The organism is Actinomyces bowdenii (genome assembly GCF_017592395.1).
GTDB classification, from domain to species: Bacteria; Actinomycetota; Actinomycetes; order Actinomycetales; family Actinomycetaceae; genus Actinomyces; species Actinomyces bowdenii.
Map to the genome: position 1 here is coordinate 66,447 of NZ_JAGFOU010000014.1, position 22,020 is coordinate 88,466.

Annotated in this window: 16 protein-coding genes and 2 pseudogenes; 8 read left to right on the plus strand and 10 right to left on the minus strand. The window is 71.8% G+C overall.

All coding sequences use genetic code 11. The annotated features are described in order from the left end of the window. Positions 1-318 precede the first annotated feature (318 nt). Both J5X07_RS07680 and J5X07_RS07685 read left to right on the plus strand, forming a co-directional pair. Positions 319-636, plus strand: a pseudogene (locus J5X07_RS07680) (alpha amylase C-terminal domain-containing protein); the annotation flags it as partial. A 448-nt stretch (positions 637-1,084) separates the two neighbouring features. Beyond that, a complete protein-coding gene (locus J5X07_RS07685; RefSeq protein WP_208479266.1) occupies positions 1,085-3,451 on the plus strand; it encodes a glycogen/starch/alpha-glucan phosphorylase in 2,367 nt (788 codons plus the stop codon). 204 nt (positions 3,452-3,655) lie between these two features. Here J5X07_RS07685 and J5X07_RS07690 read toward each other — a convergent pair whose 3' ends face one another. The 3 genes from J5X07_RS07690 to J5X07_RS07700 all read right to left on the minus strand — a co-directional run bounded on the left by J5X07_RS07690 (position 3,656) and on the right by J5X07_RS07700 (position 7,889). Beyond that, complete coding sequence (locus tag J5X07_RS07690) at positions 3,656-4,609, minus strand: tetratricopeptide repeat protein (RefSeq protein ID WP_208479268.1); 954 nt, start codon at positions 4,607-4,609, stop codon at positions 3,656-3,658. Between the two features lie 86 nt (positions 4,610-4,695). After that, on the minus strand, positions 4,696-5,733 hold the full coding sequence (locus J5X07_RS07695; protein ID WP_341769432.1) for a DUF8094 domain-containing protein: 1,038 nt from the start codon (positions 5,731-5,733) through the stop codon (positions 4,696-4,698). After that, positions 5,733-7,889, minus strand: a complete 2,157-nt coding sequence (locus J5X07_RS07700) for a hypothetical protein (RefSeq protein ID WP_208479270.1) — start codon at positions 7,887-7,889, stop codon at positions 5,733-5,735. The genes J5X07_RS07695 and J5X07_RS07700 overlap by 1 nt, the downstream gene beginning before the upstream one ends. A 365-nt stretch (positions 7,890-8,254) precedes the next feature. On the opposite strand from J5X07_RS07700, the gene J5X07_RS07705 reads away from it, so the two are divergent. Both J5X07_RS07705 and J5X07_RS07710 read left to right on the plus strand, forming a co-directional pair. Beyond that, positions 8,255-9,754 carry a hypothetical protein gene (locus J5X07_RS07705; RefSeq protein WP_341769433.1) on the plus strand — a complete coding sequence of 500 codons (1,500 nt, stop codon included), beginning with the start codon at positions 8,255-8,257 and terminating at the stop codon, positions 9,752-9,754. 253 nt (positions 9,755-10,007) lie between these two features. Next, the gene (locus J5X07_RS07710) at positions 10,008-10,532 is read left to right on the plus strand and encodes a hypothetical protein (protein ID WP_243896592.1); all 525 of its coding nucleotides are present in this window, start codon (positions 10,008-10,010) and stop codon (positions 10,530-10,532) included. A gap of 169 nt (positions 10,533-10,701) precedes the next feature. Here the strand turns inward: J5X07_RS07710 and J5X07_RS07715 are convergent, their stop codons facing one another. From J5X07_RS07715 to J5X07_RS07735, 5 genes are all read right to left on the minus strand, one after another. Next, positions 10,702-10,995, minus strand: a complete 294-nt coding sequence (locus tag J5X07_RS07715) for a hypothetical protein (RefSeq protein ID WP_124933033.1) — start codon at positions 10,993-10,995, stop codon at positions 10,702-10,704. A gap of 102 nt (positions 10,996-11,097) precedes the next feature. Then, positions 11,098-11,925, minus strand: coding sequence for a carbohydrate ABC transporter permease (locus J5X07_RS07720; protein WP_243896600.1), 828 nt, complete (start codon positions 11,923-11,925; stop codon positions 11,098-11,100). A gap of 71 nt (positions 11,926-11,996) precedes the next feature. Beyond that, positions 11,997-12,923, minus strand: a complete 927-nt coding sequence (locus tag J5X07_RS07725; protein ID WP_208479274.1) for a carbohydrate ABC transporter permease — start codon at positions 12,921-12,923, stop codon at positions 11,997-11,999. A gap of 214 nt (positions 12,924-13,137) precedes the next feature. Then, a complete protein-coding gene (locus tag J5X07_RS07730) occupies positions 13,138-14,472 on the minus strand; it encodes an ABC transporter substrate-binding protein (RefSeq protein WP_208479276.1) in 1,335 nt (444 codons plus the stop codon). A 318-nt stretch (positions 14,473-14,790) separates the two neighbouring features. Then, positions 14,791-15,777, minus strand: a complete 987-nt coding sequence (locus J5X07_RS07735) for a malate dehydrogenase (RefSeq protein WP_208479278.1) — start codon at positions 15,775-15,777, stop codon at positions 14,791-14,793. Positions 15,778-15,983: 206 nt separating this feature from the next. On the opposite strand from J5X07_RS07735, the gene J5X07_RS07740 reads away from it, so the two are divergent. Then, positions 15,984-17,885, plus strand: coding sequence for an ABC transporter ATP-binding protein/permease (locus tag J5X07_RS07740; protein WP_208479279.1), 1,902 nt, complete (start codon positions 15,984-15,986; stop codon positions 17,883-17,885). Continuing rightward, entirely contained in the window at positions 17,882-19,699 is a 1,818-nt protein-coding gene (locus J5X07_RS07745) for an ABC transporter ATP-binding protein (RefSeq protein WP_208479281.1), read from the plus strand. Before J5X07_RS07740 ends, J5X07_RS07745 begins: the two co-directional genes overlap by 4 nt. On the opposite strand, the pseudogene J5X07_RS07750 reads toward J5X07_RS07745, so the two are convergent. Both J5X07_RS07750 and J5X07_RS12985 read right to left on the minus strand, forming a co-directional pair. Continuing rightward, positions 19,696-20,577: pseudogene (locus J5X07_RS07750) on the minus strand (IS481 family transposase); the annotation flags it as partial. The gene J5X07_RS07745 and the pseudogene J5X07_RS07750 overlap by 4 nt on opposite strands. 48 nt (positions 20,578-20,625) lie before the next feature. Then, on the minus strand, positions 20,626-20,919 hold the full coding sequence (locus J5X07_RS12985) for a hypothetical protein (RefSeq protein WP_243896593.1): 294 nt from the start codon (positions 20,917-20,919) through the stop codon (positions 20,626-20,628). Between the two features lie 80 nt (positions 20,920-20,999). On the opposite strand from J5X07_RS12985, the gene J5X07_RS12990 reads away from it, so the two are divergent. Then, complete coding sequence (locus tag J5X07_RS12990) at positions 21,000-21,248, plus strand: helix-turn-helix domain-containing protein (protein WP_243896594.1); 249 nt, start codon at positions 21,000-21,002, stop codon at positions 21,246-21,248. Positions 21,249-21,257: 9 nt separating this feature from the next. Next, positions 21,258-21,551 carry a transposase gene (locus J5X07_RS07760; protein ID WP_208479283.1) on the plus strand — a complete coding sequence of 98 codons (294 nt, stop codon included), beginning with the start codon at positions 21,258-21,260 and terminating at the stop codon, positions 21,549-21,551. The last annotated feature ends 469 nt before the right edge of the window (positions 21,552-22,020 follow it).

A 22,020-nucleotide genomic window follows, 5' to 3' on the forward strand; every position in this document is an offset into this window, starting at 1 on the left:
CTGCGCGACCAAGACGGTGGTGTGATATGCGATGGCTGATCACATTCACACATCCCTGGCGCGCGAGGCCATCGATAAAGCAGCACGCAACTATCTCATTTCCGGAAGGAAAGGACATTTCTCTCCGATCGAGCCACAATACACCTCAGACCAGTTATCGGAATATCTGAACAGGCATGATGACCGAACCTCGACGGATCGTAGCGAAGCGTGCTGAGATAATGCCTGGACTGAGTTTTCAACGCCACCCTCAAGGACGAGAAGGATCGCCGGATAGGCCAGACCACGCTTAAGGAAGCCATGAAAGATATTGGCTCATGGATCGAGGCCGGCGATGGCGACCACAACGTCCTGTCCTACCTGCGCAAGGGCAGTGATGCGGACAACCGCGAGGACCTCATCGTCTGCGTGGTCAACTTCGCCGGCACCCCCCACGAGGGCTACCGGGTGGGCCTGCCCTTCGCCGGCAGCTGGGACGAGGTGCTCAACACCGACTCCGAGCTCTACGGCGGCTCGGGGGTCGGCAACCTGGGCCACGTGGAGGCCGAGGAGCTGCCCTGGAACGGCCGCCCCGCCTCAGTGCGCCTGCGCATCCCCCCCATGGGCGCGGTCTTCCTGCGCCCCGCTCGGGACTGAGGCGGCAGACCGCGCCCAGCAAGGACGAGCAGGGACAAGCCGCGGCGCGGGGCTGACCGCCCGCTTCTCACCCCGACCCCGGGGCGAGAGCCTCGGTGGGGGCCTGCCGGTGATCCGGTAGGCCCCCACCTGCCTGTGTGCAGCCCGGCACCTGTCGGCAGTGCCCTCGGCAGCGCCGTGCCTGACCGTGCCCGTCGCCCGTCCGCGGGCGAGATGCGTCGCATGAGGCGGGCACCAAGAGCCGACCATGGTCCCTGCCCGGGCTCGTCCAGGGACCATGGTCCAGCACAGTCCAGCCCGAACCGGTAGTCTGGCGGTGTCTCGCACGGGCGCGTGGCCTTCCCCGCCCTGCGCGTCGGGGGCCCGTGCCGCAGCGATGTACGCTTGTTTCATACCGCTGCAAGGATCTTGCAGTCGGTGAACGTGCTGCCTCATGAGGAAAGAAGCCATGACACAGAACCTGGTCACGAGTGTGCCTGGACAGGTGCGCGCCGTCTCCGGTCGCCCAGCCGCCGCTGCCACCCCCATGGAGGTCTGGCAGGGCCTGTCGGCCGCCGTCATCGACGCCATCGCCGAGGACTGGTACGCCACCCAGCAGAAGTACCGCGCCGGGCGCATGGAGCACTACTTCTCCGCCGAGTTCCTCATGGGCCGCGCCCTGCTCAACAACCTCACCAACCTCGGACTGGTCCAGGAGGCCAGCGAGGCCGTGGAGGCCTTCGGCATCAACCTCACCGATGTCCTGGAGCAGGAGCCCGACGCCGCCCTGGGCAACGGCGGCCTGGGCCGCCTGGCCGCCTGCTTCCTGGACTCCTGCGCCACCCTGGACCTGCCCGTGACCGGCTACGGCATCCTCTACCGCTACGGGCTGTTCAAGCAGCTGTTCAACGACGGCTTCCAGACCGAGCACCCCGACCCCTGGATGGAGGAGGGCTACCCCTTCGTCATCCGCCACGAGGAGGACCAGCGCCTGGTGCGCTACCAGGACATGACGGTGCGCGCTGTGCCCTACGACATGCCCATCACCGGCTACGGCACCAAGAACGTGGGCACCCTGCGACTGTGGAAGGCCGAGCCGGTCGAGGAGTTCGACTACGACGCCTTCAACTCCCAGCGCTTCACCGACGCCATCGTCGAGCGCGAGCGCATCTCCGACATCTCCCGGGTCCTCTACCCCAATGACACCACCTACGAGGGCAAGGTCCTGCGGGTGCGCCAGCAGTACTTCTTCTGCTCGGCCTCCCTGCAGGAGATCGTGGACAACTACGTGCAGGTCCACGGCACCGATCTGCGCGGCTTCGCCGAGCTCAACTCCATCCAGCTCAACGACACCCACCCGGTCCTGGCCATCCCCGAGCTCATGCGCCTGCTCATGGACGTCCACCACCTGGGCTGGGAGGAGGCCTGGTCGGTGGTGACCCGCACCTTCGCCTACACCAACCACACGGTGCTGGCCGAGGCCCTGGAGACCTGGGAGATCTCCATCTTCGAGCGGCTCTTCCCGCGCATCATGGAGATCGTGCGCGAGATCGACCGCCGCTTCCGCACCGAGATGGCCGACCGCGGCATCGAGCAGTCCGTCATCGACTACATGGCCCCCATCAGCGGGGACAAGGTCCGCATGGCCTGGATCGCCTGCTACGCCTCCTACTCCATCAACGGCGTGGCGGCGCTGCACACCGAGATCATCAAGCGCGAGACCCTCAAGGACTGGCACGCGATCTGGCCCGAGCGCTTCAACAACAAGACCAACGGGGTCACCCCCCGCCGCTGGCTGCGCCAGTGCAACCCGCGCCTGTCCGCCCTCCTGGACGAGGTCACCGGCTCCGACGCCTGGGTCAAGGACCTGTCCGTGCTGGCGGACTACACCGATGCCGCCGACGACGCCGTCCTGGACCGGCTCGCCCAGGTCAAGCAGGCCAACAAGGTGGACTTCGCGGCCTGGGTCAAGGACCGCGAGGGCATCGAGATCGACCCCGGGGCGATCTTCGACGTCCAGATCAAGCGCCTCCACGAGTACAAGCGCCAGCTGCTCAACGCCATCTACATCCTGGACCTCTACTTCCGCATGAAGGACAACCCGGGCATGGAGGTCCCGCCGCGCGTGTTCATCTTCGGGGCCAAGGCCGCCCCCGGCTACATCCGGGCCAAGGGCATCATCAAGCTCATCAACGCCGTGGCCGAGCTGGTCAACAACGACCCGGTGGTCTCCAAGACCCTCAAGGTCGTCTTCATCCACAACTACAACGTCTCCCCCGCCGAGCACATCATCCCCGCCGCCGACGTCTCCGAGCAGATCTCCATGGCGGGCAAGGAGGCCTCGGGAACCTCCAACATGAAGTTCATGATGAACGGCGCGCTGACCCTGGGCACCCTCGACGGCGCCAATGTGGAGATCCTGGAGGCGGTGGGCCACGACAACGCCTACATCTTCGGGGCCACCGAGGACGAGCTGCCCGAGCTGCGCCGCACCTACGACCCCCGGGCCGCCTACGAGTCCGTGCCCGGGCTCAAGCGGGTGCTGGACGCCTTCACCGACGGCACCCTGGACGACAACGGCTCGGGCTGGTTCGCCGACCTGCGCCGCAGCCTCCTGGAGGACTCCTACGAGCCCGCCGACGTCTACTACGTGCTGGGCGACTTCGAGGCCTACCGCACCGCCAAGGACGCCATGGCCGCCGACTACGCCGACCAGCGCGCCTGGGCCCGCAAGGCCTGGGTGAACATCACCCGCTCGGGGCGCTTCTCCTCCGACCGCACCATCGATGACTACGCGCGCGAGGTGTGGAGGATCGAGCCGGCCCCCATCGGCTGACCCGCGACCCGCAGTGCCCCGACGGCTGAGCAGCCGCCGGGGATGCGCAAGGGCCGTGGCGCGATCCGCGCCACGGCCCTTCGCCGTGCCCGCAGCCTGCGCTGCGCCTGCCCGCGGGCCCTCAGCGCCCCGAGGCGCCCGGCCGCTCCCGGCCCCCTTCAGCACCGCAGTGCAGGTGGCGCAGGGCGGGCGGCCAGTCGAGGGTCAGTACAGGATGGTGGCGAGCATGCGTCGCACCCGGGCGACCTCGGGGGAGCCGGCGCCCACGATGTCGAAGAGCTCGAGCAGGCGCAGGCGCGCGGTCTCCCGCTCCTCACCGGTGTGGGAGCGCACGGCCTCCAGGGCCCGCACCAGGGCAGCATTGGCATCCCCCAGGGCCAGGGCGGCGTCGGCCCCGGCCAGAGCCGCCTGGAGGTCCTGGGGCGCGGCGTCGGCGGCCGCCAGGGCCGCGGCGGGGTCCTGGCCGTCGGTGCGCGCCAGGAAGCGGACCTGGCTGCGGGCCGCCTTGAGCTGGTCATCGCCCGGGGCCTGCTTGATGGCGCGGTCGTAGACCTCCTCGGCGGCCGCATAGTCGCCGGCCTCGATGGCCTGCCGGGCCGCCTTCTCGACCTCGCTCTCCTCCTCGTCCGGCTCGGCCTGGCCGGTGCCGTCCACGGCGATCGTGCCGGTGACCCCATTGCTGGCGGCGAGCTGGAGCAGCTGGTCGATGACGGAGCGCAGCTCCTCCTCGGGCGCCGTCCCCTGGAAGATCGGGACGGGCTGGCCGGCCAGCAGCGCCATGACCGCGGGCACGGCCTGGGCCTGGAGGGCCTGGGCCACCTCGGGTGCGGCGTCGACGTCGAGACGGCCCAGCTGGAAGCGCCCGCCGTAGTCCCGGGCCAGGCGCTCCAGGAGCGCGACGAGGTCGGTGGCGGCCTGGCTGCGGGGGCTGTGCAGGACCAGGAGCACCGGTACCTGCGTGCTGATCTCTGCCACGTCCCGCAGCGTGGTGGCATCCACATCCACGATGAGCGGGGCGGGCAGGCCCCCGGAGGCACTGGCCCCGGAGGCACTGGCCCCGGGGATGCCGCCGGGACGGCTGCCCGGTGCCGCCGCACCCCCGCCCGGAGCGGTGGAGGGGGCGAGGGTGGACAGGTCGACGGCACCGAACATGCTCATGGATGACGGCCTTCCTCGGGCTGGGCCCGTTGACGGTTGTGCGGAATCTCTGCGGATGGTTCGCCTGCGCGGCCCGGGGGCCGCGATCAGCGGGTGGGGGTGGCCGTGGGCGCCGGCGCCTGGGAGTCGTCGCGCTCGACCTTGGCCAGGATCGTGTCCGCACCCAGGGCGATGGCGCCGCCCTGCCCGCCCTCCGGCGGGATGGAGAAGGCGACCATGGCCTCATAGGTGGCCGTCACCGTGCCGATGACGGAGGTGTTGTCGCCCAGCAGGGCGCCCGGGTGGCTCTCGATCTTCAGATCAGCGCCGTCCACGGTGCGCTTGTAGAGCGTGGCGTAGGTCAGGGTGGTCACGACGATGGCACCGCCGTCGTCGGTGCGCAGGCCCAGGAACCCGTCGGAGCCCGCGGCGGCCGTGACGGTCACCTGGCCCAGCTCGCCGAAGTCGATGCCGCGCTGGGCGGCCACCTGCTGGCGCAGCGGGTCATCGGCGAAGGCCTTGCCGTTGTCGCCGTCGGGGTTATTGAGCGCATCGACGTAGGCGTCCAGGGCGGCCTGGGGCGTGACCGCCAGGCCCTCGCTGTCGGCCATCACCTGCTCGGTGCCCGACAGCGGGGAGTCGATGGCCGGGACCTTGACACCGGGGAAGAGCTGGACCCAGGCCCACAGCTGGAAGTTGTCCCGCGCGCTGTTCTGGCGCAATGCCATGAGGAAGGGCGCGATCTTCTCCGCCGGCGCATCGGTGACATTGATGGCCACGCGCGGGAAGTCCAGGGTCACGCCCGCCGAGCTGGTCTGGCTGGTGGTGGCGGGCAGCACCTGGATGTGCGCATCATCCTTGGTGGCGCTGGCCAGGGCGTACTCCGCGGTGCGCACGCGCACGGCGGGCCCCTCCGCGTAGCCGGCCAGCAGCTCGGGCTTCTTCTCCGCGTCGGCGGCGTCCATGCCGGACTTGATGCGCTCCAGGACGGCGGTCAGCTTCTCAGGGCTGAGCACGGACTCGGCTGCGGCGCTGCCGGTGGCGGTCGGCGTGGTGGCGGTGGGCTTGTCCTGCGAGCAGGCGGCCAGGGTGAGGGACAGTGCGCAGACGGTCCCTCCGGCCAGGAAGGCTCGACGGCTGGTCATCAGGGGCGCTCCTCATGAGTGGGATTGGTGGCTGACAGGGGCACGGCGTTGGCCGCCCTGATCTCCTCCTCGGAGACCCGGTAGTCCTCGACCTGCGCTCCGGCCTCGGCGGCCCCGAGGGGGGCTGCCGGCGTCCTGGGGGCCTCAGGGAAGGGCGTCGGCCGGCCGGCCTGCGGGTCCGGCACGGCCCCCTGCTGGACCGGGCCCGCGGGGGCCGCGGCTGCGGCGGGGCCGCCCGCTGCCGGTGCGGCACCCAGGTAGGGGTTGGAGGGCGCCGAGGGGACGGGCCCCCCGGGGGCGGGCTGCTCGGCAGAGGGGGCGCCGAGGCCGGAGGGCTCCTGGCCCCCAGCGGGCCCGGCCGGCGCGGCGAGGTCGGCCGCGGGCCAGCCCGGGCCGGCCTGCCCGCCCGGTCCCGCCCAGGCGTCCTGGGCCGTTCCCGGCATCGCCGGCACTGACGGCGTCACCGGCGCCTCGGGGTGGGCGGGAGCGGAGGGCTGCTCGGGCACGGCCAGGCCGGGGCGAGCGGGGGTGGCGTGGTCGGAGCCGGAGAAGGGAGCCTCGAAGGCAGCCGGGGCGGTGGGCCCGGCAGTGGCCTGCGGGGCCTGGCCGGCCCAGTCCTGCTGCGCCTGGTCACCCCAGTTCTGCGGGGCCTGGCCGGCCCAGTGGGGGAGGTCGTGCTGATCGGGCCGGGGCTGCTCCCAGCCCGGCTCGGCCGCAGCGCCCTGAGGGAAGGCGGGGCCGGCCGGTGCGGCCGGTGCGGCCGGCTCCGCGAGCCCCTGATGGCCCAGGTCCTGGCCCCAGGAGGCGGGCACCTGCTGGCCCCAGCCCTGAGCGCCGCCCTGATGCCACGGGTCTGCGCCATCGTGGCCCTGCGGGCCGGAGAAGGCCTGCGCAGCGCTCGGATCCGCCTCGGATGCGGCATGCATCCCGGCGCCCCGGTCGGGTCCCGCCCAGGGGGCGGCCGGGCCTGAGCGGTCCTGCCCGTCCCCGCTGCCTGCGGGCGGGGCGCCGTGGATCTCGTCCTGGTAGGCGGGGACCTCCGCGGTGCTGGCGTCCATGCCGCCCGTGGGGCTGACGGAGAAGGCGGGCTGCCCGCCCAGGTCGCGGGTGGCGCGGTGCGCCTGGGTGGTGGCCTCGTCCAGTCCCGGCACGACCGCGGCCCCGCGCGCCGCGCCGACCTCGCCGTCCGTGCGGCCCCGGCTGTCAGTGGGCTGCCACGGGGCGCCCTGAGCGCCCGGCTCCGGCAGGCCCGCGGGGGCGGCGGGCACGTCGGGGGCCTCGACGCCTCCGCGGTGGACCCGCCCGGTGCGCGGGTCGATCCACTCCTCGCCCATCCTCTCGGCCCGCTCCTTGTCGCGCAGCTCGCGACGGGTCAGCTGCCGGTCGGGGTCGTCGAGCTGGGGGATGCTGGCGGTGGCCACGCCATCGGCCCGGGCCACGCGCGCGGCCCGCTCGGCGGCGCGCGTGCGGCGCTGGGCGTCGGCGTGGCGCATCTGGATATCGATGAGGAAGAGGAAGACGCCCACGAGCACCAGCAGGCCTCCCAGGACCAGGCCGGCGTAGAAGTACCAAGGGGTCTCCACAGTCCTCGGCCAGCTCAGTGTCAGGCTCGGGGCGCTGGCCGTGCCATCGGTCACGGCCATGACGACGATCTGCCCATCGGCCGCGGACTGCTCGAAGGTCACCGAGCCCGAGCCGGTGTGCTCGGTGATCCACAGATCGGAGTCGGCGGGGTTGACGCCGGAGGGCTCACGCGGCGTGCAGCCGCCCTGGGCGTCCTGCCCGGAGGCATCGGCGGGTTCCGCGGCTTCGGCCTCGCACTTCTCCGTGACCTCAGTGGACTCCAGGGTGGAGGCATCGGCCGACAGCCCGGTGACGGACACGTAGGGGTCGGTGGCCAGCCAGGCCTGGACGTCGGTGGCGCGGGCGACGATGACGCGCACCTCCTGCCCGCCCTCGGCCGTGGCGGTGACCGTGACGTCGGAGCCGACGGTCCCCAGCACCCCGGGCTCGGTGACGACGTAGGGCTGGCTCGGGCTCTGCGCAAGTGAGGCCTCGACCGTGGAGCTCGGCTTCCAGATGGTGGCGGAGCACACGGCCAGGGCAATGGCAACCAGCCCGAGGACGGTCACGATCGCGCTCAAGATACGTCTCACGACGCGGATCTCCTATGTTCGCGGACATGGGCACCAACCCTGGCGAGGGGCCCGGGTTGCAGTCATTGGGTGTCTTCTGTCGATGTCTGTCCCAGTGCGCCGAGGCGCAGCCGGACCACCAGAATCGCATGAGCAGCGGCCCAAGACCGTCAGGACGGGACAAGATCACAGACCTGCACGCGCTGAGCGAAGTATCGCATGCGGCGCCGGCGGGGCCGGGGGCCTCCCGGGCCTCTGCTCAGTTGTGCGCGTTTCTACACCGCGCAGGGCTTTTCCGTCTTTTGACACGCTGCCCGCAGGGCCCCTGTCTCGTTACGCTTGCCCAGGTGGCGGTGACCCTGACCGCCCAGCAGGAGGAGGAACACGTGTCCGAGGAGCACAGTGAGTTCGCACTGGCCATGCGCGGCTATGACCGCACGCAGGTCGACCAGCGACTCGAAACCCTGAATCGGCAGCTCGCCGATGCCCGCCGCGAGGTGGCGAGCCTCGACCAGCGGGCGATGACGCTCGCCGGCGAGCTCGCCGATGCCCAGCGCCGTCTGCGCGAGGCCGACAAGCCCACCTACGCGGGCCTGGGCTCGCGCATCGAGCAGCTGCTGCGCAGCGCCGAGGAGCAGAGCGCCTCGGTGCTGTCCAAGGCCAACGCGGAGGCCGACGCGCTGCTGACCCGCACCCGCACCAATGCCAAGAACCTCTCCGAGCGCTCCGCCTCCGAGGCGGCCACGCTGCTGGCGGAGGCCCGGCGCGAGGCCAGCGATCTGCGCACCCGTTCGGAGAGCGAGGCCGCCACCGCCCTGGCCAATGCCGAGGCGCGCGCCCAGGAGCTGGTGGCCTCCGCCGAGCGCAAGGCCGCCCAGCTGGCCGCCGACTCCGAGGCCGCCGCCACCGAGCTGCGCGCCTCGGCTGAGCGCGAGTCCGCCCTGGTGCTCTCCCAGGCCCGCAAGCAGGCCGCCGAGATCGCCATCTCCTCGGAGCGCGACGCCACCGCGAACCGGGATGCCGCCGTGGCCGAGGCCGATGAGCTGCGCAGCTCCTCGGCCGCCACCGCCGAGGAGATCCTCTCCGACGCCAAGCAGGAGGCCGACCTCACCCTGGGCAAGGCCCGCCGCGAGGCCGATGAGATCCTCACCGCGGCCCGCACCGAGTCCGAGGCGCTGCGGCGCACGGCCGCCGACGAGGCCGCCGCCGCGCGCGCCGAGGCCACCGAGCTGCGCCAGCAGGCCACCCTGGAGATCGCCGCGGCCCACGAGGCGGCGGCCCAGGAGGACTCCGACGCCCACGAGGCGACCAAGGAGCGCATCAAGGAGATGCAGGCCCAGGCCCAGATCCAGGCCGAGGAGGCCGAGGCCCGCCTGCAGGAGGCCCTGGCCCGCGCCGAGGAGGTGCGCGCCCGCACCGACTCCGAGACCCGCGCCAAGCAGGAGGACGCCCTGGCCCAGGCCGAGGAGACCCTGGCCCAGGCCCGGGTGGAGGCCGAGCAGATCGTCTCCGATGCGCGCGCCGACGCCGACATCGCCGCTGCCGTGGCCAACCGCCAGCTCGAGGAGCTCGAGCGCCAGCGCGACTCGGTGGCCAGCTACCTGGAGGAGATGCGCGGCGTCCTGGGGGGTGTGCTCCCCCAGGCTCCCGCCCTCCACCCCCTGGTGGCCCTGGAGCCCGCGGGCACAGATGACGATGGCGGGGATGACCAGGGGGCGGTCGGCTCCTCGGGGGCCGAGGAGGTCCTCGAGGCCCCCGCCCCCTCGGCCCCCTCCCACGGCTCCGCCCCCTCCCCCGAGCCCAGCGACCCCACTGAGGCGATCCGGACCGTCCCCGCGCCCCGGCCGCCGCGCCCACCGCGCCAGGGCAAGTCGCGCCGGCGCTGACCGCCGGCCCGACACGGCTCCGGCTCCTGCAACGGCGCCCAGCACTCCCCCGGTGCTGGGCGCCGTCGTCGTCCCGCACCGGCCGTCGGGATGCCCCTGAGCCGCTCGGCCCCAGCACCCCAGGCCGTGCCCGGGCGTGCCCGGAGGGGGCTGGGGCATCGGAGGCGGGGCCGGGCGGCCGGCACCGCGGCGCTACGGGGATCCGCACGGCACTGCGCGGGGCTGGGCGGCACCACGTCCTACGATGGTGCGGATGGCAGCCGTGAGAGGGGAGCGCCCAGTGAGCAGCCAGGAGCAGTCGGGCAGCAGCCGGGCCGGTCAGGAGCAGGGGCCCGGTCCCGCCCAGGAGCGGGACTGGGCGCAGGAGCGCCGTCGGGCGGCCGCTGAGCGCGCCCGCATGCTCCAGGAGCGGCAGGCCGCCGAGGAGGCCCGGGCGGCCCGGATCGTGGCGCTGTTCCTGACCGTGGCCCGCGATGAGGGCCTGGAACCGGTCGAGCTGCGGGCCAGGGGCTACCGGGGCGGCACGGCCCGCACCGGCCTGCGCGGCTGGTACCTGCGCGGGGACCAGACGGTGGCCCTGGGCGCCGACGGCGGCTTCTACGTGCTGTCCATGCCGCTCGGCGCCCGGCAGCGGCTCCTGGGGGCGCGCCCGGTGCGCGAGCAGGTGCCGATGACCATCGGCGAGGGCGGCCGCGACGGGGATATCGTCCCGCTGCGCTTCGCCCTGGACCGCCTCCTGCCGGGCTGGGAGGAGCGCAGCCCCGAGCCGCTGGTCTAGCCACTTCTAGCGCGCGAGGCCGTGCCCCTCGTCCGGCGATCGTCCCCATCGGGCCGCGGATTCACCCGTCAAGACGCGGATCCGCTCCTCCTGACTGGGCGGATCCGCGTCTTGAAGGGCGGATCCGCACTCAAGGGCCCGCATCAGCACACGCGGTCCTGGCGCGGCCCTAGCGCCACAGGCCGCGCTCCCAGCAGGAGGTGTGCCAGTGCCGCCGCTCCTCCAGGCCCCGGTCGGCGCCGAAGAGCGACTCATTGGACCAGGCCACCACGTGCGGCGCGCCCGCGGGGATGAGGCGGTGGCAGCCGGGGCAGGTGTAGGCCTTGTCCCCTCCGCGCAGGTGGCGCACCGTGAATGCCGCCCCGCCCGGGCCGCTCTGGGTGCGCGGGACGGAGGCGAGGCGGTCCATGTTCAGGGGCACATGCCCCCGCCCGTAGGGTCGCTTGGAGCTGCGGCGTGCCATGGGCCGATCACATCACGTTCTGGCTGCCCGCCCAAGCCCGGCCCCCGCCGCGGGACCGGGGCCGGGGCCGGGCGGTCATCGACGCGCAGCAGCCCCGGCGGCTCAGCCCTTGACGCTGCCGGCCATGAGGCCGCCCACGAAGTACTTGCCCAGGAGGATGTAGACGATGAGGGTGGGCACCGAGGCGATGAGCGCCCCGGACATGGAGGCCCCGTAGTCGGCCATGATCGAGCCGTGCGCCAGGTTGTTCAGCGCCAGGGTCACGGGGCCGGCCTGGGCCCCTCCACCGAAGAACAGGGCGAAGAGGAAGTCGTTCCAGGCCGAGGTGAACTGCCAGATGAGCACCACCACGAAGCTGGGCACGGAGATCGGCAGGATCACCGAGGCGTAGGTGCGCAGCATGCCGGCGCCGTCCACCCGCGCCGCCTCGATGAGCTCGGCGGGGATCGTCTCGTAGTAGTTGCGGAAGATCAGGGTGGTGATGGGGATCCCGTAGACCACGTGCATGAGGATGAGGGTGTGGATGCCGAAGCCGATATCGGCGCTGGTCACCAGGCGCATGAGGGGGATCATCACCGCCTGGTAGGGGATGAACATCCCGAACAGGATGAGGGTGAAGACCAGGTTGGCCCCGGGGAAGCGCCACTTGGACAGCACGAAGCCGTTGGTGCTGCCCAGGATCGCGGAGATCAGCGAGGAGGGGACGACCAGCATGAGGGAGCGCAGCAGCCCTCCGGACAGCTCGTTCCAGGCATTGGACCAGTTCCGCAGGGTCCAGGTCTCGGGCAGGAACCAGGTGCGCGAGGGGTCGGCCTCCACACTGCCCTTGAAGGAGGTCACCAGCAGCACGTAGACCGGGATGAGCACGAAGACGACCGATGCCAGGAGCAGGGCGTAGCGCAGGCCCCTGCTCCACGGCGATCCGGCCATCAGTGGCGCCCGGCGCCGGGGGGCGGCCGCGGCGGGGGTCGGCTCAGCAGTACGGGGCGCGGTCATCGGGGTCACCTCCGTCCCTTGGCGTCGTGGATGAGGTAGGGCACGACCGCGATCGCGACCAGGACCAGCAGGATGGTGCCGACGGCGGCGGCGTTGGAGTAGTCGTTGTCGGTCATGAAGTTGAACATGTCGATCGCCGGCACCTTGGTGGAGTAGGTGCGCTGATCGGTGATGGACATGATGAGGTCGAAGGATTTGAGGGACATGTGCCCGATGATGATGACGGCGCTCAGGGCGATCGGGGTGAGCTGGGGGAAGATGATGGAGCGGTAGAGCTGCCACTCGCTGGCGCCATCGACGCGCGCGGCCTCGCGCAGGTCCTCGGGGATGCCCCGGAAGCCGGCCAGGAACAGCGCCATGACGTACCCGGCCAGCTGCCAGATGGCCGGCAGCGCGATGGCCAGGATCCCCACGGTGGTGCTCTGGGTCCAGGAGTTCTCCAGGAAGCGCAGCCCCAGCATCTCGAAGAGCCGGTTGAGCCCGGAGGCCTGCTCCCCCTGGGCGGAGTTGAGCAGCCACCGCCACACCACGCCCGAGGCCACGAAGGACACCGCCATGGGGAACAGGAAGATCGAGCGGAACACCCCCTCGCCCCTGAGCGGCCGGTCCAGGAGCCAGGCCCACAGGAAGCCCAGGACGAGGGTCCCGACCAGGAAGGCCGCGGTGAATAGGATGAGGTTGAGGAAGGAGTGCTGGAAGTCGGGGTCCCCGAACAGTCCGATGAAGTTCTCCAGGCCCACGGGGCTGGAGCCCTTGCGCCCGGAGACCTGGCCGGCCGTGTGCATGTCCAGCACGGAGGTGTTGACATTGACCCCGATCATCCCGTAGACGAACACGCCCACGAGGACCAGTGAGGGGGAGATGAGCAGGAGCCCCGGCCCCCACTGCCTCCAGTCGGTCCGACGGCGTCGCTGGCGCGGCTTGGCGCCCATGGTTGTCCTTCCTGGCCCGCATGAGCCATGCGGGCCTTGCGCATCATGGGCCGCGCACCCCGGCCCCGAGGCGGCCTATCGCCGCGGAGCGCTGCCGCGGCCTGCTGCTCCTGCTGCCGGCACAAGTCCGGGACCAGGGCGGGGCCGGGGTGCGCGGCCCCGCCCTGGCGGGCGCTCGGAGGGCCGTGACGGAGCATCCACGGCCCTCCGAGGGTCAGGAGGCCACGGCGTCGTAGGCGGCCTTGAGATCGGCCTGGAGGGTGGCGATGTCAGAGGCGCCCTGGGCGAACTTCGTCAGGGCGTCGTTCATCGCGTTGGAGGCCTTGGCGGGCAGGGCGGCGCCGTGGGCGATGGAGGACACGATGGTGTCGGAGGCGAAGGAGTCCATCGCCGAGCGCTGGTAGTCGGAGAAGGCCGCCCTGTCCTCATCGGTCAGGTCGGTGCGCGCCGGGATGGAGCCCTTGACGGTGTTGAAGGCGATCTGGCCCTCCTTGGAGGAGATGCAGTTGAGCCAGTTCTTCGCCCCGCCGGGGTGGGCGGCGCCGTCAGGCAGGGTGAAGGAGTCGGCCAGGAAGTCGAAGACGCCGTCGGTCCCGGGCACCGGGAAGTGGACGTAGTCGGTGCCGGCCTTGAGCCCGGCGGCCTCGAAGGCGGCCACCGCCCAGTCGCCCATGACATTGAAGGCGGCCTTGCCGTCCATGATCGGTTTCATGGCCGGCTCCCAGTCCTCGGTGTAGAGGGAGGTGTCGGTCAGGGCCACGATCCTGCGGTAGTGCTCCAGGGCCTTGGAGACCTCGGCGCCCGCCCAGTCGGTGGTGCCGTCGAACAGCCCGCTGTAGGCCTTGTGGCCCAGGTCGGCGATGAGGATGGTCTCGAGCAGCTGGAGCTGGGTCCAGGCCATGCCCATGGTGATGGGGGTCAGGCCCGCGGCCTTGACCTTCTCCATGTCGGCGATCCAGGCCTCGATATCGGCCGCGGGCTTGGCCGGGTCCAGCCCGGCGGCCTTGAGGGCGGAGACCGAGGCCCACACGACATTGGCGCGGTGGATGTTGGAGGGCACGGAGTAGATGGCGCCCTCGGCGTCGGTCAGGCGGTCCATGAGGGTGGCGGGGAAGGCGTCCTTGAGCCCGAACTCCTCGTAGAGGCTGGAGACGTCGGTGAGGTAGCCGGCCTCGATGTCGTCCTTGAGCTCGGCGCCGGCGTGCGCCTGGTAGGTGTCCGGCGGGTTGGCCGCGGCCAGGTCCGCGGCGAGCTTCTGCTTGGCCTGGCTGCCGGCGCCGCCGGAGACGGCCTTGTTCTCGAAGGCGGTGTCCGGGAACTGCTTCTCGAAGACCGCCACCAGGGCGTCCAGGCCGAGTTTCTCACTGCCCGCGGACCACCAGGTGACGACATCGACCTTGCTGGCATCGCCCTCGCCCGCTGGCGCCCCGGACTGGGAGCCGGAGTCCTGGGTGCCCGTCGTGCCGCACGCGGCCAGGGTGGCGGCGATGGCAGTGGCACCGAGCCCGGCCAGGGCAGTGCGCCGGGAGAGGGTGAGGGTGGGACGCATGGGTCTGCTCCTTAGAAACATCGTTGTTCCAGGGCTGCCGCCTCGTTGCGGGAGCCGGGCCAGGACAGGGCAGTCATCTGACCTCTCGACGAACAGTATACCGAAGTTGACGTAGAAGCAAGTCTTTCCATCAGCATCAATCATGTGATGTCATACCTATACGAATCCCGGCGAGGCCCCGGCTCCCGGCGGCCCCGCGCCGCCACTGGCATGGGCGCGATCGGCGCGCCGGGGCCCCTTGACGCCCGAGCCCCCGCCCTGGGGCCAGGGCGGGGGCTCGGGATGGCGGCGGGACGGGCCGCTGCCCAGTCAGCGGGCTCAGATGAGGCCCATGGAGGCCACGGCCTCCTTCTCCTCGACGAGCTCGGCGGCCGAGGCGTCGATCCTCCCGCGGGAGAACTCGTCGATCTCCAGGCCCTCGACGATCCTCCACTCCCCGCCCACGGAGGTGCAGGGGAAGGAGGAGATGATGCCCTCGGGCACGCCGTAGGAGCCGTCGGACATCACCGAGGAGGAGGTCCAGGAGCCGGAGACCCCCAGCACCCAGTCGTGAACGTGGTCGATGGCGGCCGAGGCGGCCGAGGCGGCCGAGGAGGCGCCCCGGGCCTCGATGATGGCGGCGCCGCGCTTGGCCACGGTGGGGATGAAGTCCTCCTCCACCCAGGCCCGGTCGGCCAGGATCTCGGGAATGGGGGCGCCCTTGATGGTGGCCTGGGTCAGGTCGGGGTACTGGGTGGTGGAGTGGTTGCCCCACACGGTGACCTTGTCGATGTCCGAGACGTGGACCCCGGCCTTGGTGGCCAGCTGGGCCAGGGCGCGGTTGTGGTCCAGGCGCGTCATGGCGGTGAAGCGGGAGGCGGGGATGTCCGGGGCGTGGGAGGCGGCGATGAGCGCATTGGTGTTGGCGGGGTTGCCCACGACCAGGACCTTGATGTCCTGGGCGGCGCCGGCGTTGAGGGCCTCGCCCTGGGGGCCGAAGATGCCGCCGTTGGCCGAGAGCAGGTCGGAGCGCTCCATCCCGGCCTTGCGCGGCATGGAGCCCACGAGGAAGGCGATGTTGGCGCCCTCGAAGGCCGCCTTGGGGTCATCGAAGATGTCCACGCTGCCCAGGGTGGGGAAGGCGGAGTCGAACAGCTCCATAGCGGTGCCCTCGGCGGCCTTGACGGCCTGGGGGATCTCCAGCAGGCGCAGGTTGACGCGCTGATCAGCGCCCAGCAGCGCGCCGGAGGCGATGCGGAAGAGCAGCGCGTAGCCGATGTTGCCGGCGGCACCGGTGACGGTGATGTTGACAGGGGCGTTGGCCATGAAAGACTCCTTCAGGACGATCGTCGTCACGGGCCACGCGAGCAGCCCATGGCACAACGCTATGACGCCGATGGGTGCGTCACACAACCCGCAGCCGTTTCGTGACCCTCACCACGCCACGGGAGAGCGCGCCCGTGACCGGCCCCGGGCCGGTCCTCCTCCAGCCACCGCCGTCGCGCAGGCGGCACGACCAGCACGAGCCAGTCATGAGTCAGCCGATCCAGCACCCCCATCAGCCACCCCCCGGCCCCGGGCCCGATCCCCGGCCGGGGCGGTCATCAGAGCCGCCCGGGCCCGCCGTCGCCTCGCCGGGCGGGCGGCGCGCCAATGCGGCCACCCTCGTCCTGAGCGCGCTGGGCGCCCTGGCGGGCGGATGGGCGCTCATCTCCACCGGGAGGGCAGTGGGCGCGCTGGTGATCGGGCGGGCCGCGGGCCCGCATCTGGTGACCGCCGTCGTGGCGGCCCTGATCGGCGCCGCCTGCCAGATGGGGGCCCAGCTGGTCTCGCGCTCCAGCGCCACCAGGGAGGAGGCGCATCTGCGGCGCCTGACCCTCGCCCACCTGCTGGCCCTGGGACCCGCGCGCACCGTGGAGGCCCGCAGCGGCTCCACGGTCTCCCTGCTCACCGACGGCGTCGAGCGGGTGGCCCTGTACCGGCAGACCTTCCTGGCGCCCACTGCCGCCGCCGCTGTGGCCCCGCTCCTGGTCCTGGCCGAGCTGGCGGTGGCCGCCGACGCCGTGACCGCCCTGGTCCTGGCGGCCGCCATCATCATCGTCCCGGCGGCCATCGCCCTGCTGCACCGCAGGCTGCGGGCCTCCTCCTCCCAGTCGCGCCGGGCCCGCATGCGCCTGGCCGCGGACTACCTTGACGCCATCCAGGGGCTGAGCACCCTCAGGATCTCGCGCGCCGCCGACCGCATGGCCCAGCGCCTGCGTGCCCGGGGCGAGGAGAACCGCCGCGCGATCATGCGGGTGCTGGCGGGCAACCAGATCGTCATCCTGGTCACCGACGGCCTGTTCTCCCTGTGCCTCATCACCGTGGCGGCCGGGCTGGCGCTGGCGCGCATGGGCCAGGGCGCCATCACCGTCGCCGACGCCCTGGCCATCATCCTGACCTCCTACGTGCTCCTGGAGCCCCTGGACCATGTGGGCGCCTTCTTCTACGTGGGCATGGGCGGGATGGCCAATCAGCGGGCGCTGCGCCGCATCCTGGCGCGCCCCCTGCCCGGCGCCCCCGCCGCCTCCCCGGCCGCTGATCCTCCGGTCGCCGTCTCCCCGGCCTCGGCCGCTTCTCCGGCCTCGGCAGTCTCGGCGGTCCCATCGGCCCACGGCCCCCGTCCCGGCTCCCAGTCCACCGGCGGGGGCGGAGCGGAGGATGAGGTGGTGCTCGACGGCGTCTGGGCCGCCTGGGACCCGCAGGCCCGGCCGGTCCTGCGCGGGGTGGACCTGCGGGTGCGCCGCGGCGAGCACCTGGCCGTCGTCGGGGCCTCCGGGGCGGGCAAGTCCACGCTCCTGGCGATGCTCGCCGGCGACCTCATCCCCAGCGGCGGGAGGGCGTGGGTCCATGGCACCGAGCTGCGCCCCACCGCCCAGGAGCGGGTGCGCGCGGCCAGCTCCCTGGTGGCCCAGAGCACGTGGCTGTTCACCGGCACCATCGCCGAGAACCTGCGACTGGCCAGCCCTGAGGCGAGCACTGAGCAGATGTGGCGGGCCCTGGAGGAGGCGGGCCTGGCCCCGGAGGTCCGCCTCATGCCCCAGGGCCTGGACACGGGCGTGGGCGAGGCGGGGATGGGGCTCTCGGGCGGGCAGGCCCAGCGCCTGTCACTGGCGCGCGCGGTCCTGGCCGACCGGCCCCTGGTGCTGCTCGATGAGCCCACCAGCCAGGTGGACCTGGCCAGTGAGGCGGCCATCACCCGGGCCCTGCAGCGCCTCGCCCGGGACCGCACCGTCATCACGGTCTCCCACCGCCCCGGCGCCCTGGTGCGGGCCGACCGCACGGTCAGAGTCGTCGACGGCCACCTGGTCGAGGACGGCGCCCCGCCCAGCGGCCAGGCCCCGCCCGGGGAGGACCGCCCCATCGACCGCAGCACCCAGGAGGTGCACCCATGAGCGCCGCCACCACTCCCCCGGCTCGCCGGAGTCCCCTGCCCGGTGGCGCCCGGGAGGTCTCGGAGCTGCCGGCCCCGCCCCCGCGCAGGGTGCTGGCGGGCTGGCTGGTGCGGGTGACCCGGCCCGTCCTGGCCCCGCTGCTGGGATCGACGGCGTGCCGCCTGGCCTCCCTGCTGGTGGGTGTGGGCATGTTCGCCCTGGGGGCCTCGGCGGTGGCCGCCCATGGGAGCGCCCTGGCGCAGGGGCGACCGCTCAGCGGGCTGTGGCCGGTGGTGGCCGCCATGGCGGTCATGGCCCTGGTCAAGGCCGCCCTGCGCTACGGCGAGCAGCTCCTGGGCCACCTGGTGGCCTTCCGGGCCCTGGAGCTGCTGCGCGCGGAGGTCTTCGCCTCCTTCATCCCCCGCTCCCCGCGGCTGTCCCCGGCCTGGCACTCCGCCCAGCTGCTCACCCGCGCGACCAAGGACATCGACCGCATCGAGGTCCTCTTCGCCCACACCCTGGCGCCCGTCGTGTGCGCCGCCGTGGGGCCGCTCATGGTGGTGGGCGCCATCGGGGCGATGGTCTCCTGGCCGGTGGCGGGCGCCGCCCTGGGACTCCTGGCCCTCCAGCTCCTCGTGGTCCCGGTCCTGGGCGCAGCAGCGTCCTTGAGGGCGGCGCGGGCGGGGGCGGCCGGGCGGGCGGCGCTGGTCCAGCATGTCACCGACACAGTCCAGGGCATGCCCGAGGTGGTGGGCTACGGCCGCGCCGCCGCGCGCCTGGAGGAGATGGGCGGTCTCGACGGCGCCGTGGCACGGGCCCTGGCGCCCTCTGCCCGATGGGCGGCGGTGCGCCGCGGTGCGGGCGCGCTGCTGGGGCTGGCCGGCCCGGTGGCCGTCGTCGCCGTGGGCGCTGGTGGTGTCTCTGCCGGGCGGGTGAGCGCTGCGGCCCTGGCGGGGGCCGCCGCCGCGGTGCTCAGGCTGAGCGGCACGGTGCGCGGGGTCGAGGAGCTGGCGGCCTCCCTCAGCGCCTCGCTGGCCTCGGCCGAGCGTGTCTGGCAGGTGGTGCACGCCCCCCTGCCCCAGGCCGAGGGAGGAGTCGAGCTGGAGCCCGGCGTGAGCCATGAGCTGGAGTGGCGCGAGGTGGACTACACCTACCCGGGCTCCTCGGCCCCCGCCCTGCGGGGCGTCAGCATCCGGGCGCGGGCCGGGCAGTGGACCTGCATCGTGGGCGCCTCGGGCTCGGGGAAGTCCACGCTGGCGCACCTGGCGCTGCGCTTCGACGACCCGCAGGCCGGGAGCATCCTCATCGACGGCGAGGATGTGCGCGGGCTGCGGGTCGAGAGCCTGTACGGGCGGGTCGGCCTGGTCTCCCAGCGCATCCACCTCTTCCGGGCCTCGGTGGCCGACAGCGTTCGCCTGGCGGCGCCCTCGGCCAGTGACGCGCAGGTGGAGCAGGCCTGCCGAGTCGCCGGCATCCATGAGGAGGTGATGGCTCTGCCAGGGGGCTACGGGACCCTGGTGGGTGAGCGGGGACAGTCCCTGTCCGGGGGCCAGCGCCAGCGCCTGGCCCTGGCGCGGGTGCTGCTGGCACGGCCCTCGGTCCTCATCCTCGATGAGTTCACCTCCCACCTGGACCCGGCCCTGGATGCGACGGTGCGCGAGGCGGTGCGCCGCCATCTGGCCGGGGCGACGGTCATTGAGATCACCCACCGCCTGCAGTGGTCGGCCCAGGCCGACCACGTCGTCGTCCTGGATGCGGGGCGGGTGGTGCAGGAGGGCCACCCGGCCGCGCTCTTCCAGGTCGATGGCCCCCTGCGCACCCTGGCCGCCCGCTAGGTGTACTTCCTCGGGAGGTTGTGAACGCGGTCGGCTGGTACTGCGCCGCCGATGGCGGTGTGGGGTCGGTGGTGATTGTAGTGGTGGAGCCAGGTCTGGTAGGCCTGGGCTCGTTCGGTATCGCTGAGGTAGGTCCTGGCGTACGCCCACTCATAGGCCAGGGTGCGGTTGAAGCGCTCGAGGCTGCCGTTGGTCTGGGGCCGGTAGGGGCGGGGGTATAGCGGTGCTTGACGCCAGCTGTGGCCAGGACTTGGTTGAAGGCCATGGAGCGGTAGCAGGCCCCGTTGTCGGTCATGACGGCCTGGACGGTGATGCCCAGGGATGCGAAGTGGCTCAGGGCCCGGGTCATGAAGGCAGCGGCGGTATCCTGGCGCTGGTCGTCCAGGATCTCGCTGTAGACCAGGCGGGAATGGTCATCGATGGCGTGGTGCAGGTAGCGGTAGCCGCGCGAGGGGCTGGCCCCGGTCCTGGCGGCCCGGCCGCGCGCGGCGCTGGCGGCGCGGTGCGCGCCCGTGGGCCCTCCACCCGCCCCCGGGTGGAATGCGCCCCTGCTTCTTGATATCCACGTGCACCAGCTGCCCGGGGCGGTCCTTCTCATAGCGCACTGCCGTGGGGCGGCGCAGGGGGTGCCCGGTGGCCTGGTCGATATGGGCCAGGCGGGGCATGGCGTAGCGGGCCAGGACCCGTCCCGCACTCGAGGGCACCAGTTTCAGGTGGTAGGCAATGCGGTGGGGCCCCCAGCGGCGGTTGATGCGCAGGGCGATGATGCGCCGCTCGGTGCGCAGGGGCAGGCGATTGGGGCTGTGGTGGGGGCGGCTGGAGCGGTCGGTCATGGGCAGGCCCGCCCGGTAGCGATCAGCCCACCGCTTGGCCGTGGCCTGTCTTGCTTCAGCGTTCGTGTCCGGTTTTGGGTCTGGGATCAAGCATCATCGGTACGGTTTTGATGAGGCCTTCAGGAGGGGCGCGATGAGCAACAACGGGAGCTCGGTACCCAGGAAGCGGCGGCCGAAGAAGGTGCTGTCGCCATCGGCGAGGTACGAGATCTGGCTACGGCTGGTCCGCGGTGAGGTCACGATCTCACAGGCCGCGAGCCAGGCCGAGGTGGACCGGTCTACGATCATCCGCCTGCGACAGGTCGCCAAGGACGGGGCGTTGACGGCCTTGGCGGCCTCGAAGCCCGGGGCAAGTCGGCCCGGGACGCGGAACTGGAGCAGGCTCACGCCGAGATCGAACGTCTGAGCGAAGCGGTTAAGGAACTAGCGGTCAAGCTGACGGTGCTGGAGAAGAAAGGGGGCTTGGAATGAGTGTCGGGGCCCCGGTCCCCGCCCGAGTCGAGGCCCGCGTCAAGCAGGGACTGCTGGAGGCGGTGGACTACGCCACCGGCCAGGGATGGAGTGTATCCAAGACCTGCGAGGTCCTGGGATTGGATGTGCGCCGGGCCCGCCGATGGAGGCGCCGGTGGCGGGCCAACACCGAGGCCGGGGGTCAAGTTGGGGTGAGTGGTGTTTCTCGGACAGGGGAGGATTTTCGTCTTCCTTTGATTCGATAGGATGGAGCCATGTCAAGGGCGAAGTATTCGGATGAGTTCAAGCAGCAGGTGGTGCGCGAGGTGATCGACAAGGAGCAGTCGATCGCGTCGGTGGCCGCTTCCTACGATCTGGTGTCCCAGACGGTGGGCAACTGGGTCGCGAAGTATAAGAAGGAGCACGGCAGCGCCGAGGAAAGACAAGCAGCCGCCGAAGCGGCCGAGGTTGCGCGGCTGAAGAAGGAGCTCCGCGAGTTGCAGCAGGGATGCGAGTTCTTGAAAAAAGGTGTGCCACGAAGGTGGGGTGCTGCATGGGTGTGTAGGTGATGCAGTGCTGAGTTGTGCTGCGTAGGACATGAAGGTTTTGGCCCTTCGGAGTCGCCGTGCGGGCGGGGGCTTCAAACCGCCACATGCTGCGTGACTGGTGACGGGAGCGTGGTGAGCGATGTGGAAAAGGCGTCGCGTGTAGGCGTCAGGTGGGGATCAGGAAGGCGAGCGCAAGCGAACCGCTGTTTGAGGTGTCGTTATTGAATAGGTGGCATCAAAACCGGGTGTTACTTTTTGGCCTGGGATGAGTCTGGCGGAAGACCCGTATTGCTGGCCAGATGGTGCCCGGCATGGAGGCGGCGCGAGCCTGATCTGCTGGTCTTGCGTGGAACGTGGGAAGGCATGTCCGGATACTGCTGCGCCCTGGATGGGGGTGGCGATAGGGAGAGTCTTGAGCGGATGAACCGCAAGAGGCGGAGTACCGTTGCCGGAGATTCTGGCGGACCGGCCCGTAGTAGCGTTGAGGCCC

Coding starts and splice junctions, on each gene's coding strand:
- J5X07_RS07735 (WP_208479278.1), bottom strand. CDS start 15,777: ATGGCCAACGCCCCTGTCAACATCACCGTCACCGGTGCCGCCGGCAAC.
- J5X07_RS07685 (WP_208479266.1), top strand. CDS start 1,085: ATGACACAGAACCTGGTCACGAGTGTGCCTGGACAGGTGCGCGCCGTC.
- J5X07_RS07690 (WP_208479268.1), bottom strand. CDS start 4,609: ATGAGCATGTTCGGTGCCGTCGACCTGTCCACCCTCGCCCCCTCCACC.
- J5X07_RS07730 (WP_208479276.1), bottom strand. CDS start 14,472: ATGCGTCCCACCCTCACCCTCTCCCGGCGCACTGCCCTGGCCGGGCTC.
- J5X07_RS07710 (WP_243896592.1), top strand. CDS start 10,008: ATGGCAGCCGTGAGAGGGGAGCGCCCAGTGAGCAGCCAGGAGCAGTCG.
- J5X07_RS07720 (WP_243896600.1), bottom strand. CDS start 11,925: ATGGCCGGATCGCCGTGGAGCAGGGGCCTGCGCTACGCCCTGCTCCTG.
- J5X07_RS07725 (WP_208479274.1), bottom strand. CDS start 12,923: ATGGGCGCCAAGCCGCGCCAGCGACGCCGTCGGACCGACTGGAGGCAG.
- J5X07_RS12990 (WP_243896594.1), top strand. CDS start 21,000: ATGAGTGTCGGGGCCCCGGTCCCCGCCCGAGTCGAGGCCCGCGTCAAG.
- J5X07_RS07760 (WP_208479283.1), top strand. CDS start 21,258: ATGTCAAGGGCGAAGTATTCGGATGAGTTCAAGCAGCAGGTGGTGCGC.
- J5X07_RS07745 (WP_208479281.1), top strand. CDS start 17,882: ATGAGCGCCGCCACCACTCCCCCGGCTCGCCGGAGTCCCCTGCCCGGT.
- J5X07_RS07695 (WP_341769432.1), bottom strand. CDS start 5,733: ATGACCAGCCGTCGAGCCTTCCTGGCCGGAGGGACCGTCTGCGCACTG.
- J5X07_RS07740 (WP_208479279.1), top strand. CDS start 15,984: ATGAGTCAGCCGATCCAGCACCCCCATCAGCCACCCCCCGGCCCCGGG.
- J5X07_RS07715 (WP_124933033.1), bottom strand. CDS start 10,995: ATGGCACGCCGCAGCTCCAAGCGACCCTACGGGCGGGGGCATGTGCCC.